The 13,824-nt window shown below is 43.8% G+C and carries 9 protein-coding genes; 2 read left to right on the top strand and 7 right to left on the bottom strand.

The window, feature by feature from the left end; all coding sequences use genetic code 11:
- Positions 1–71: 71 nt before the first annotated feature.
- The 5 genes from BLP33_RS02870 to BLP33_RS02850 form a co-directional block, all read right to left on the bottom strand.
- Entirely contained in the window at positions 72–1,907 is a 1,836-nt protein-coding gene (locus BLP33_RS02870; protein ID WP_090524684.1) for an alkaline phosphatase, read from the bottom strand.
- Between the two features lie 58 nt (positions 1,908–1,965).
- Positions 1,966–3,480: a RagB/SusD family nutrient uptake outer membrane protein gene (locus BLP33_RS02865; protein ID WP_090524682.1), complete on the bottom strand. Its 1,515-nt coding sequence runs from the start codon at positions 3,478–3,480 to the stop codon at positions 1,966–1,968.
- Positions 3,481–3,513: 33 nt separating this feature from the next.
- Positions 3,514–6,873 carry a SusC/RagA family TonB-linked outer membrane protein gene (locus BLP33_RS02860; RefSeq protein WP_090524680.1) on the bottom strand — a complete coding sequence of 1,120 codons (3,360 nt, stop codon included), beginning with the start codon at positions 6,871–6,873 and terminating at the stop codon, positions 3,514–3,516.
- Positions 6,874–6,983: 110 nt separating this feature from the next.
- Positions 6,984–7,922, bottom strand: coding sequence for a FecR family protein (locus tag BLP33_RS02855; protein WP_090524678.1), 939 nt, complete (start codon positions 7,920–7,922; stop codon positions 6,984–6,986).
- Positions 7,923–7,970: 48 nt separating this feature from the next.
- Complete coding sequence (locus tag BLP33_RS02850; RefSeq protein ID WP_175489909.1) at positions 7,971–8,579, bottom strand: RNA polymerase sigma factor; 609 nt, start codon at positions 8,577–8,579, stop codon at positions 7,971–7,973.
- 184 nt (positions 8,580–8,763) lie between these two features.
- Here BLP33_RS02850 and BLP33_RS02845 point away from each other — a divergent pair, with 184 nt between their 5' ends.
- Positions 8,764–9,417 carry a FadR/GntR family transcriptional regulator gene (locus tag BLP33_RS02845; RefSeq protein ID WP_090524674.1) on the top strand — a complete coding sequence of 218 codons (654 nt, stop codon included), beginning with the start codon at positions 8,764–8,766 and terminating at the stop codon, positions 9,415–9,417.
- A 56-nt stretch (positions 9,418–9,473) separates the two neighbouring features.
- Entirely contained in the window at positions 9,474–10,703 is a 1,230-nt protein-coding gene (locus tag BLP33_RS02840; protein WP_090524670.1) for an MFS transporter, read from the top strand.
- A gap of 261 nt (positions 10,704–10,964) precedes the next feature.
- Here BLP33_RS02840 and BLP33_RS02835 read toward each other — a convergent pair whose 3' ends face one another.
- Both BLP33_RS02835 and BLP33_RS02830 read right to left on the bottom strand, forming a co-directional pair.
- Positions 10,965–11,735: a 3-keto-disaccharide hydrolase gene (locus BLP33_RS02835; RefSeq protein WP_090524668.1), complete on the bottom strand. Its 771-nt coding sequence runs from the start codon at positions 11,733–11,735 to the stop codon at positions 10,965–10,967.
- Between the two features lie 117 nt (positions 11,736–11,852).
- Entirely contained in the window at positions 11,853–13,817 is a 1,965-nt protein-coding gene (locus BLP33_RS02830; protein ID WP_217633097.1) for a c-type cytochrome, read from the bottom strand.
- Between the last annotated feature and the right edge of the window lie 7 nt (positions 13,818–13,824).

Below are 13,824 nucleotides of genomic sequence, written 5' to 3'. Positions count from 1 at the left end.
CAAAACAGCATTAGCCTAACGAAGTTTTAAGGGCTTCGTTAGGCTTTAAAAGCTCAGTTAAGCTACTGCAGTTACTGCAACAACGACTTAATCTTGTTAAAGATCTCGGTATTACTATAAACCCCTCTGAAATCCAGGGAATGCGGGCCGTAGCTAAATACCGGAACAGGGGTACCGGTATGATCGTTGGTGCTAAAATCGCCCCATACATAACCGTTGTTGATACTGCCATCAAGCAGGGTTAAGCCGCCTGTTTCATGATCGGCGGTTACAATTACCAGGGTTTCGCCATCTTCATCAGCAAACTTCAGGGCGTCGCCAACTACACGATCGAAGTCGCTATTTTCGGTTATTACTTGTTTCAGGTTATTTGCATGGCCGCCATGGTCTATCTGCGAGCCCTCAATCATCATAAAGAAACCTTTGGGAGCATTTTTGAACGTTTGGGTTACTTTATTAAATGCCAGCGGCAGATAACTCCCCCTGCCTTCCATTTTCGGGCGGGTTACGCTGTCATCCATCAAAGCCAGGATTTTTGGGGCCGAGCTATTCAAAAACTCATCAAAGTTGCGAATTACCGTGTATCCCCTCTTTTTCATTTTATTAACAGGGCTTTCACCATTTACCGGCCAGATAAAATCTTTGTATCCCGAGCCCAGAAAAATATCAATAGGCGATGAAGTAATTTGATTGGCAATGGCCGTAGAGTGGCTCCGTTCCGAGTCGTGCGCATAAAAGGCCGCGGGGGTAGCGTCTGTCAATTCACAGGCCACAATATCGGCAGTCTTTTTGCCTGCTTCGGCGCTGTAATCAGCCAATGATTTCAATGGTTTGCCTGACGGATCAACACCTACTGCCCTGTCGTTAGTTTTTTGGCCCGATGCAAAAGCGGTGGCGCCGGCCGCCGAATCAGTGATATAAGCATCGGCAGAATTAGTTACTGAAAAGCCAATGTTGAGTATCTGGAAAATATTCAACTGGCCTCGGTTGGCGGTATAGGTCGAATAAATCTGCGATAAGCCCATGCCATCGCCGATACACAAAATGATGTTTTTAACTTTCTTAACCGCACCGTCCGATTTATAAGTTGGCTTATAAATGCCATACCCTTGTGGCGCGGTATATTCACCTGCTGGCTTCTTGTTCAGAAAATCGCCAAGCTCTTCTATTTTATCGGTGCCAATTACATCAACGCCTAAACGGATTAGCGCCAGCCAACTGCTTTTGGTATCGGGAGTCTCCCAAAAACGCACCTTTTTACCGGAGTTATGTACGCTATCGATCCCCGCTTTTATCCTCGCGATCTCTTCGTTATTCAATACACCTTTACCGTTCCAGTGCATGTATTTGCCAAACGGAAAGCTTACCATGCCAATCTTTTTCCATTGCGCCGGTGTAAAGCCGTTCATATGGTCAACATCAAACGAGATCCAGGCCGGATAATTGGTCATCTCTGCCGCAGGGGGCACTGCTCCTGTCATAACTATAGATAGCCGTCCCGGGTGACCTTCATAATTAAAATACTGTTCTAACGGTTTCAGTTCTTTGATCACCAAGGGCAATACCGCCTTATGATCTTCCTTAATTTCGATAAGCAGCCTTAAATGGCGCTGTGGGTCGCGTTTAAATTTTTCAATCAGCGGATCGATGTACAAGATCTTTAACGACCGCTTAGCGTCAATCTCCTTTTTATCGTGAGCCACCATCAACTGCCCGTTAACGGCATAACAGTCGGCCTCGATAGAACCGAAACCTTTTTCATAAGCCCTGTAAAAAGGAATGTTGTTTTTGTAATCATTGTGGGAGTGTGCGTCGGCTACGGTGTAGTTTTTAACCTGCGCATTGGCCGTTAAACCAATGTTTGCCAGCAGCGTCGCCAGCGTAATTAGGGTAGTACTTTTTTTCATTTGGTGTAGATATAGCAAAACCGGGCTGAGCCCGGTTTTGTAAGTTTCAATATGTCAATTACCAGCCGGCATTCTGTTTCAGCTGGCCCTGGCTTATCTGGATATCTTTTGGCGGAATTGGCCAAATGTTATCCCTTGCCGGGTCAAAGTTACGAGCTTTCCATACAATTGAGCCATCTGAACCGTGTAACGGTTTTGCGTAAATTGCCTGTGCATCGCCCCAGCGTACCAGGTCAAAGTTACGATCGCTCCACTCACCTGCCAATTCAACGCGGCGTTCGTGTTTGAGGTTTGCCATCGTAGCATTAGTAATCGTGGGCAATCCTGCACGTACACGCACCTGGTTAAGCGCGGCATCACCGTTTTTGCCCTGCATGATCTGCGCTTCGGCTTTAATCAGCAGGATCTCGGCATAACGCAACAATGGTACGTTTAAATCTGTAGAAGGCTCATCGCCGTTAGGGCTTACGTGAATACCACCTGCATAGCTAAACGGTTCCATATATTTATTAAACTGGTAGCCGGTTAAGCTGTTGCTTTTACCACCAATTGGGTAAGTATAAGTTTGACCGAAATACTGGAAGCTATCGCCTTTTTGCAGGATAGTAGCCGGAAGCCTTTTATCGCCGGCCTCAAACTCGTCAACAAGCTCTTTAGTTGGCTGATAGTAACCGAAACCGTTATATAAGCCCCAGCCTTTGTTCTCCAGCATAGCACCCGGTAAAATGCTCTGTCCGTTCAAATTACTTGCAACCGACCAGATATATTCTGAACTGTAGTTATTAGCGATCTTAAACACATCAGCATAATTGCTTAGCAAAGCATGTTTTCCGCTGAGGATAACCGAGTCGGCATATTTTTCGGCGTTAGCGTAATCCTTAGCATGCAGGTAAGTTTTAGCCAAATAAGCATAAGCAGCAGTTTTATGAGCGCGGCCTTTATCGGCAGCGGCAAGCTTATCAAAGTAAGGCAGTAAAGAAGCTGCCTTTTTCAAATCAGCCTCGATATAAGCGTAGTTATCTTTAACTGAAGGCAATTGCGCCGGGAACGCTAATGGATTGGCGCGATTTTGCAAAGGAGCGCCTTGTTTGTCTGATCCGTATAGATCGGCAATTTCCAGGTGCATTACAGCATGAATAAAGTAAGCCTGCCCCAAAATAAAGTTTTTGGTAGCCGCATCCATGTTAATGTTCGGCACGTTGTTGATCACGTCATTAGCACGTTTCATCACAACAAAGTGCAACTGCCATGGAGCGTAAATACTACTCTCGTTACCGGTACAGATAAAGTTTTTGATATTTTCCCTGTCGGCAGATGTACGGCCAACAACCATGTCATCGCTGGCATTAATGAACCAAAAGAAACCGCGGCCATAAAGGTCTTCGCTGTTACTTTGTTTTTCATACAAACCATTGGCCGCTGCCTGGGCGTCATCAGCAGTTTTCCAGAAGTTGGCGGTAGTTGGCGAACCTGCTGGTTTAATATTATCTAAAGTACCTTTTTTACAGCTTTGGGCCAGTGCAATAATCATTACACCCATTAAGCCTTTGCTAATTATATTTTTAAATTTCATCTCTGTATCTCCTTAATTATGGTTCCTGATTTTTTATAAACCTACGTTAACACCTACTAAAATGATCCTTGATTGTGGATACAAGCCTAAATCAACACCATTTTGGTTGATACCAACTTCCGGGTCAAGACCTGTGTATTTGGTAAATGTGGCCAGGTTTTGCGCATTAGCGAAAATTCGGGCACTACGTACACCAATTTTAGTCAATAGTGCTTTTGGTAAGGTATAACCCAGGGTTACATTTTTAATACGCATGTATGAACCGTTCTCTACATAAAAGTCAGATACGTTGCCAAAATTGCCATTTGCATCACTTGCCGACAGACGTGGAATATTAGTGTTGGTATGGCTTGGTGTCCAGGCATTTTTTGCATCAGCCAGCAGGTTATAGTTTTGAATAGATGCATTAAGGCCGGTGTATTTAACTGCATTGAACAATTTATTACCTGCTACACCCTGCAAAAACACACTCATATCAAACGGGCCGTAATTAAAGTTGGCTGTAAAACCATAACTAACTTTAGGAAACGGTGTACCCATGTACGTTTTATCTGCTTCGGTTATTTTACCATCATGGTCCGTATCCACGAACTTAATATCGCCAGGTTTCGCATTTGGCTGAATAAGCGCTCCGGTTGGACCTTTGTAGTTATTCACTTCATCCTGCGATTGGAATAAACCCGCAGTTTTGTAACCAAAGAAAGAATACATCGCGTAACCTTGCTTCAACCAAACAGGCACCAGGCTGCCCCTTACGCTTGGGTCGGCAAGAATTGTTTGTTGGCCAGGTAAAATGTCATCAATTTTATTTTTGATGTATGAACCATTGGCAATGAAATTGTAATGAAGTTCGCCCACGTTACCCTGATATTTGATAGATAGCTCAATACCTTTATTCTGGATCTTTCCACCATTAACATACGGCGGGTTTGATACACCATAAACAGCTGCAACCGGTGGATGAAATATAAAATGAGTATTTGTTTTTACAAATGCATCAGCTGTAACATTCAGCTTGCCGTTCATCAGGCCTAAATCAACACCAACGTTGGTTTGTGCTGCTTTTTCCCAAATGAGATCAAGATTAGCTAAACCATCAACAGCTGCACCGGTAACTCCTGTAGCTGGGTTTCCGAGATATCCGGATGTTTTTGACACACTAACCGAAGTAGGGAAGTAGGTATTAAGCCCTGCAAGGTTACCTGATTGACCGTAACTTGCCCTTATTTTGGCAAAAGACACTAAGCCGTCTTTAGGGAAAAAATCTTCTTTGCTAACTATCCAACCACCGGAAACCCCCGGGTAGTTTTCAACTCTGTGCTGCGCTGCGATGCTTGAAGTAGCGTCACGACGAAATATCCCATTAATAAAATATTTTCCTTCAAAATCGTATCCTACCCTTCCAATGTAAGAAATTAAACCCTGCTCAGATTTTGCTCCCTGTAATGGCAAACCTGTAGGATTAAGTGTGCCATTAATGATATAACGAACCGCTGGATCTTCGCTCTGATAATTATCAGTATTTACGCTGAAAAACTCGTTCATATCATCCTGATAAGTGTAACCTGCCAATGCCGATATGTGATGTTTTTCGCCAAATGTTCTGTCGAAGTTTAAAGTTTGTTCGGCGAGAATGGTACGCGAGTTGTTCTGCTCCTGGAACAGGAAGTTGTCAAAAAACTTTTTACCCGGCTCCAATATCCTTGTGCTGAAGTTTTTGATAGTTTCTGAGTTTTTGGTAATACCTAAATTTGAGCGGAATTTTAAGCCTTTGATCAGGTTTATTTCAACATAAGGGTTAACGTTGAAGCTGCTTACACCATCACTGTTATCTAAACGTTTCAGGTAAGCAACCGGGTTAATTACGTCGCCGTAAGAACCCGCGTAGTCAGCCGGCACACCGCCAAAACTACCATCGGCATTGTAAATAGAAGCGTTTGGCGGATAAAATATAGCTGATAAAATAGCACCGGTATAAGCGCTTGTTGTGTTAGCGCCCTGGCCGTTATTGTAAGAGTATGACATACTTTCACCAATTTTTAACCAGTTGTTGATTTGGTGATCAGAGTTTACGCGAAAGTTATAACGGATAGCATTGGTATTTAAAAGAATTGCGTTGTTTTTTCGATAACCGCCCGAAATATAAAAAGTAGATTTTTCGCTGCCGCCGCTGATATTCAGGTTATAATCCTGTATGTAGCCTGTCCTAAACAAGGCGTCAGTCCAGTTAGTACGTGTGATGCGCGAATCGGGATTTACAGTAGCATCAAAGGCCGGCAAACGCTTTTTGCCTGCATTATCATAAGCTGTGTTGATCGCATCGGCATAATCAGCAGCGTTTAAGGCCTGTAATATTTTCAAGGCGTTTTGTACGCCGCCTTTTGCGGTAATATCTAAATTGGTTTTGCCTTGTTTACCGCGTTTGGTTGTGATCAGTATTACGCCACCGGCAGCTTTGGCACCGTAGATGGCGGCGTATGAATCTTTCAATACGTCAATTGATTCGATATCGGCCGGGTCAATAGGGCCACCATTATAAACGGTTCCATCAACCACAATCAGCGGGCCTTCAGTATTAAAAGAGCTTTGACCGCGTAGCCTGATGCTTGGGCCCGAAGTTGGATCGCCACCTTCGTTTAGTACGGTAACACCTGCAATTTGTCCCTGCAGCATTTCGGTCACCGAACCTACCGAACGATCTTTAACATTACTAACTTTTAACGAACCTACCGAACCGGTTACATCGGTATTTTTTTGAGTACCGTAACCTACCACTACTACGGCGTTTAAACCCGTAACGTCGGCCTCCAAAGTAATGCTAAGCGGCGATTGACCGGCAGTAACTTCGCGGCTTTTGTAGCCGATAAAGCTAAAAACCAGCACCTCGCCCTTTTCAACAGTAATTTTAAAATTACCATTAACATCGGTTGAGGTAGCGGCAGTTGAAGTTTTGCTGCGTACAGCCACGCCGGCCAGCGGACCGTCTTTATCGGTCACTGTTCCGGTCACCGTAATTTTTTCGGGTGCACGTACCACCTTTTTGTGCGAGATGATAATAGTGCCGTACTTTTCGCGGTACTCCAATTGCGTATTGGCAGTTAAAGCGTTAAGCACATCTTTTAATGGTTTGTTAACAAATGAATTTGCCTTTACTTTTACCACGGCCACATCATCCATCTTGTAGTTAAATGCAACGGTATTTACCGCTTTTTTGAGTTTCTCGAGCGAGGCGTCCATGGTTTCATCGGCAAACTTTACGGTTACCGGCTGATCCATCAGCGACACACTACGCTCGGCGAAGGCGCGTGAGGGCAATACTGCCGTCAGGGTTGTTACCAGCAACAAAATTGCTGAGATTAATCTTCTTGAAATCCGGGTTAAAGATTTTTCCATACATTTGTTTTTAAAGTGATTAGTAACTGCCTGTTGGCTTTTAGTTTTGGCAGCTACACTTAATTGAGCCAGTGCCTGTTGGAGCAGGCATTGGTTTTCCTTTTATATTGTTATTTAATATTTACTGTATCTCCGTTTAACTTATACTTTCGGCCATCAATAAACTGAAGTATATCCAGCACCTGCCTGATATTCAACTTATTTGAAAACCTTACCGAATAATGCTGCTGCGCCAGCCGTTTTTCATTGTATTTAAAATTCACGCTGTAGCGGTTTTGCAGATAAACGGTAATCTCCTTAAATGACACATTATCCAGTATCAGCTCATCACGCATCCAGCTTAGTGAATGATCGGCCGTTAGTTCCTGGCGTGTAAAGCTTTCATGTTGTTTGTTATAGATTAACTGCTGCCTGGGCGTGTAAAAACCCAATGTATGGCGCTGATCATGCACCTCAACCTTGCCGCTGTTCACATAAACCTCTATATCGGGCAGCTCCTTATAAAATTTGATATTGAACGATGTACCAAGTACTTGAGTAATAACTTTTGCGGCATGCACCATGAATGGCCTTTTTACATCATGCTTTACATCAAAAAAAGCTTCTCCATTTATCAGCGTTACTTCTCTTTTTGAATCGCCAAAACTAACCGGGAACTTTAACGATGTACCCGCGTTTAACTGAACAGTTGAGCTATCTGGCAGCATTACCTGTTTCATGCAGCCTTTAGGAGCGGTGATTACCTGGTAAGCAATTTGCTCATTTTTGTGGGTGGCTAATTTTGAGTAGAACAGTCCGGCACATACAGCTACCAAAACAGCAGCGGCAACTTTCAACCAGATGGTATTTAGCCTGCGGATTTTACCTCTTTCTATGGTTTGTTTTTCTATCCGCTCCCAAAGCGGTTGCTTAAGGGCTTTAACATTGTCGCCGGTTTTGGCATCCGTGTCAAGGTTATGCATCAGTTGTTGTAAAAGCTGCAATTCCTCGTCGGTGCATTTACCGGCGTTAAACTTATTGAGTAGTTTTTTTATTTCTCTTTGATTCACCTAACAGGGGCTTTATACCTGATAAGTGACCTGAGACGGAGGAGTGTACTATAACTTTTTGAAAAAAATTATCAACAGCAAAAATCTGCTATAATTATCAAAGGGGATGACATCGTAATACTTCTGAACAGATTTCTTCAGCCTGCTTAAAGCATTACTGATTTGGTTGCGTACGGTTTGGTGCGATAAGCCTAAAAATTCGGCTATTTGCGGGCCGGTCATATCCTGCTCGCGGCTGCACAAATAAACCTGTCGCATTTTCTCGGGCATATCCGCTATTTCCTGGTCGATCAAAAAGTGCAATTCGGCAAGGGAAAGTTTTTGATCGGTACTGTGTTCATAAGTTTCCTGTAATTCGGAAACATCATCTAACGGGCGCGGCTTGACACTTTGCTTTTTGTACCACTTATAGCTCATGTAATTAACAGAAACCATGAGGTAGGCTTCAAGCGCTCCATTTACCTGGATGGTATTACGATTTTTCCATATGGAGAGGAACAGCTCCTGTACCATATCCATCGCTTCATCCTCGTTTTGGGTTTTCTTTAACGCGAAGGCAATCAACCTATCCGCATAACGCTCATAAATTTCCCGGAATGCACCATCGTTACCGCCCTGCAGTTCAAGTAGAAGTTGTGCATCCGAATATTGTTTCACAAGGGGTATTTTTATGGCATCAAAGTAACGGCACTAATGTTAAGCTAAATTTAAATATATATTAATGCTTTAGAAAACACAGGCTAATAATTGGCACTATTTTTTAAAAATAGATTTTGCCCCCAAAATAACTTTTATTTCTCAAACAAACCTATACATTTGCAATTCATCTGATGATTTACAAATGAGCAAAATTATTAAAAGATCGCTGGCACAAGAGATAGCAGAAAAACTGAAAGAACAGATAAGCAGCGGCCATTACCGGGTAAACGACAAGTTGCCTACCGAACCCGCACTCATGGCCGAGTTTGGTGTGGGGCGCTCAAGCATCCGCGAAGCAACTAAAAGCCTGGTACATTTGGGCCTGCTCAGAATCCAGCAAGGTGCTGGGACTTTTGTGGAACGCACAGCCAGTAATCCTGAGCCTATGGAAGCCCGTTTAAAACGTGCCCGCTCTCAGGACCTTGATGAGGTAAGACAGCTTTTAGAGATGAAAATAGCCGAAAAAGCTGCTATAAACCGCTCGCAAAAAGATATTTTTAACATGAAAAGCCATTTAGAAACCCGGAACAGAACTGCCGAAGCCGGGCTATTGGAAGAGTGTATTGACGCTGATGTTAAATTTCACATCGCTATTGCCGAAGCATCAAAAAACGAGATCCTGAGCGATCTATATAAAACGGCAGCCGTACATTTAAAAAACTGGTTCACTGAAATCCACCCTGATACGCGCATTTTTATCGAAACTCAGCACCTTCACGAAAAGCTACTGAAAAACATTCTCGATTGCGATTCGAAACAGGCCTGGAATACCGTTATCGAAATTCATCAATATTAAAAAATTTCATCAAATTCATCTGATGTTATAATGTTTTATAATTTAATCTGTTGCTAATGGAATCTACATCGCCAACAACTATTATCCCCGAACCTAAAAAATTGGTTCAGCAAACAGTGTATTCAATTTTGTTTACAATAAGCCTTGCACACTTTATCAATGATATGCTGCAATCGGTTATACCGTCCATATACCCGCTTATCAAACAACGGTTTAGTCTTAATTTTACTCAAATAGGGCTAATCACCTTCACCTATCAAATTACCGCTTCTATTTTGCAGCCATTTGTAGGCCTTTATACCGATAAAAAACCCAAACCATATTCATTGGCAATTGGCATGGGTTTCACTCTATCCGGACTGATGCTTGCCTCTTTTGCCGGCAACTTTTCTATTATGCTGATGGCCGTAAGTCTTATTGGTATTGGCTCATCCATATTTCACCCGGAATCATCGCGGGTAGCACATTTAGCATCGGGAGGTAAAAAAGGGCTGGCTCAATCTATTTTTCAGCTGGGTGGTAATGCCGGCAGCGCTATTGGACCGCTGCTTGCAGCTCTTATCGTGATCCCTTACGGACAATCAAACGTGATCTGGTTTTGCCTTATCGCCTTCGCCGGAATTTTGGTGTTGTTCCGCATAGCTAAATGGTATGCCGAACGCCTCAGTTTTAATGCAAAAAACAAAAATGCTAAAGAAACCGTTCAGTTGAATATCTCCAAAAGGAGGGTGATATTCTCCCTCGGTATTTTGCTGGTGCTTATATTCTCCAAATATTTTTACCTGGCCAGCATCACCAGCTATTATACTTTCTTCCTGATCAATAAGTTCCATTTAAGCATTCAGCAATCACAAATTTATCTGTTTATGTTTTCAGGATCGGTAGCTGCGGGAACGCTTTTCGGCGGGCCGTTAGGTGATCGTTTTGGCCGTAAATACATCATTTGGATTTCGATATTGGGTGTAGCGCCCTTTACCATGCTCCTGCCCTACGTATCGCTATTTTGGACGGGCGTTTTATCTGTGTTTATCGGCCTAATCCTTTCATCGGCATTTTCGGCAATTTTAGTTTACGCTACCGAACTTGTACCAGGAAAGGTAGGTTTAATAGCGGGCTTATTCTTCGGCCTGGCTTTTGGTATGGGCGGTTTAGGATCGGCTATATTGGGTAAAGTTGCTGATATGACCAGTATCAACTATGTATTTAAGGTTTGCGCGTACTTGCCGCTGATAGGTATCTTCACCGGCTTATTGCCTAATATTGAAGGGAAGAAGGCAGTGAGTTAAGATTTTAAATGCCCTTAATATCTCGCGCTCGTTTTCAACGAGTGCGTAACGTGGGTTTGCGTTTATAACGCAATGGCGATACAATCGCCGAACCATATTAAGCGCTCGTTATAAACGAGCGCAAGATGATCGCCTTAAAAACGGCATCAATTTATTAAAACCGTCATTGCGAGAAACGAAGCAATCCCCTATTAGCAAAGCAGCTATACAAGTCTCTCTGTACAGTTTGCGATTGCTTCGTTCCTCGCAACGACGTTTTTTTTACAACTCTCTTACCCAAACATTACGATAACTGATCGGTTCACTTTTATCACCGTGCGCCTGCAGCTTTATGGGAGCAGCACCATGTTTACGGTATTCAGGCTTACCAATGTAAGGGGTATCTCCTATTAATGAGGTATTGTTTTGAACCAGCACACCATTGTGAATTACGGTAGCGCGGGCGGCCGATTTTAACGAACCATCCTCATTAAAACGGGGAGCTGTCCAGATCACATCATAAGTTTGCCACTCGCCGGGTTTGCGGCAAGCGTTTGCCAAGGGGATGGCTTGTTTATATAAACTGCCCACCTGCCCGTTCACATAGGTTTTATTATTATAGTTATCAAGCACCTGCAACTCATAACCACCGGCTCCCCATGGCAGGGCTGCCAGGAAAATGCCGCTGTTACCGCGTGCTTGTCCGCTGCCGGTTATGTTTGATGGGATGCGATATTCGATATGCAACTGAAAATCCATGAATTTACGTTTGGTTTGGATATCGCCTGCGGTTTTATCTACCGTAATAATTTTATCGTCAACTTTCCATTTATGGTTTGATGTGCTATCATTTGTAGCTACCCATTCGTCGAGGTTTTTGCCATCAAACAAAATGATGGCATCAGAAGGTGCATCTCCCAGAGTTTTACCAGGGGTAACTACAGCCGGCACCGGCGACCAGATCTCGGTATCCTCCGGCTTCGCATTTTGCTGCGCGAATATTGTTAAAGAACTGCCTGCTAATAAAGCAGTGAAAATAAGTTTGCGTTTCATTTTTAAAACAATTGATCAGGGTTAAATAATCAGATAACTATTCATGTTTAGCTGAAAGCCTAAAAGCTTTTAAGGCAGGGCCTTTAGCTTTTTGCTTTAAGCCTTCGGCTTTCAGCTTTATTTCGCAAGCGATTTGATCCATAAAGCTATCTTACGGGCCTCTTCCTTAGGAACCTGCGGCATAGGTGGCATAGGCGTTGAATAATCTGGCCAGTGCTCGGGCTTCGGACTACGGATCAGCTGGATCAATTCGGCCACGCTATATTTGCGTTTAGCTACATCCACGTAAGCCGGACCAACCTGTCTTTTTGTAGCGTTATGGCACGAAAGACAGGTATTTTTCAGCAGGATCGGCTGCACCTCTGCATAAGTAGGAACCGCGCTTAACCCAACTGCAGATTTTACTGCCGCAGCTTTTTTACCGGCAACGCCTTTTTTCAGATCGGCCGCAGCTGCGGCTTTGGCGGAATTTATCGTACTTACCTCCGTCATGGAAAGTTTTTGCCCTTCGGGGATATTATTCAACGTATAATAAGCCGTTGGGTGAACTAAATTGAAATAGTTTTCCTTATCGCGGATGCCTGCAAGCGTAATGGTGTGGATATAATATTTACGCAGGTTATTCACAATCAATCGCGCTTTTAAACCATCTGCCGATACCTTCACACCTGCTATCGGGCATTTTTCGGTATTCACCGGCGGACTGCCATATACGCCATGGTATTTATAGATATAGCTTTCTACAGAGTATGAAGCAATATCTTCAGCTACTTTCTTATCAACCGGCTTGGTAAACTCTATCTCAAAACCATCGGGCATTGCACGGATAGCACGCATCTCAAACGGAACTTTATTGTTCCATACCAATCGCTGCAAGCCCATAGTGGCCTCCCCGGCAGATCCCCAGCCACGGTTGGTTTCGCCTGTAGCCAATGAACCATCAGGTAACCAGGCCAGCCTTACTATGCCCGATTGGAAACCGCTTCTAAAAGCCCAGGCCGCGCCCTGGTATTCGCCGTTAACCTTCTCTAAAAACACCCTGTCAACCATACTTTGACCCTGGTCGCAGATCAGTAATTGCCCGGCAAAAGGGCCGAATGCGCCTTCCGGGATTTTAACAATTTCGGAGTTGGAGATTCCTAAGATCCCATGCGGTAACCAAACCGCGGGCAGTTGTAATTCAGGGATTTCCTTTTTAGCCTCAAACTCCGTTTTAAATTTTTCATTAACAATATCCTGCGGCTTTACTGGTTGGCCGTTTTTATCAAATTCTATCCTCGGGTTGTTTTTGGCAAAGAATTGCTCGGAAGTGAGTTTTAGCGGCGAGTTAGGCAAACCCGTCCAAACCAGGCTTGAAGGATGCCCCATAAAAGCTCCTTTTTTGATCGGCATGATACTACCTGAACCAACCCAGTCGCCCTGGTTATCTGAATACCAAAGTTCGCCATCAATCATGCTGATACCGCAAGGCGAACGCAAGCCCGCCGCCCATGGCGTAACAGTGCCATCTTCCTTAATATTTAAAGCCCAGCCCCGGTAAGGCACAAAGCTTTTCGGGTGCCACCAATCGGGCGGGAACCCGAGGTTCAAAGTCACAAAGAATGAGCCATCGGGCGCTATTTTAGGCCCGAAGCTATACTCATGATAGTTACCAGATAATGGCCATGCATAAATAGTTTCAAAAACATCGGCCTTACCATCCATATTGGTATCAACCAGCTTGGTCAATTCGCCGCGCTGAACAACGTACAACGCACCATCTTTCCAGGCGGCACCCAGCACCTCATGCAAGCCCGAAGCAAACTTGCGGAAAAAAGGATGCTGACCGGTTGGATTTTCGACCATAAATATATCCCCGCGACGGGTGGTTACTGCCAGCGTGCCATTAGGCAGCGTACACAAACCGCCAACTTCAAGGATAGTACCCTCGGGCGCGGGCACTTTCATGATCTTAAAAAAGTCATCTTCTTTAGGCGATTCGGCCTGGGCAAAAGTATTTTTGATATCGCTCAACAGCGCGATAATTATAAGCGTAAATAAAAACGTGCCCTTGTTTATCATTTGTTTTAAAGTATTGTTCATGATCAAG

It is taken from the genome of Mucilaginibacter sp. NFR10 (assembly GCF_900100445.1).
Taxonomy (GTDB): Bacteria; Bacteroidota; Bacteroidia; order Sphingobacteriales; family Sphingobacteriaceae; genus Mucilaginibacter; species Mucilaginibacter rubeus.
The sequence above is the reverse complement of the archived record's forward strand: the minus strand, read 5'-3'. Positions and strand labels throughout refer to the sequence as shown.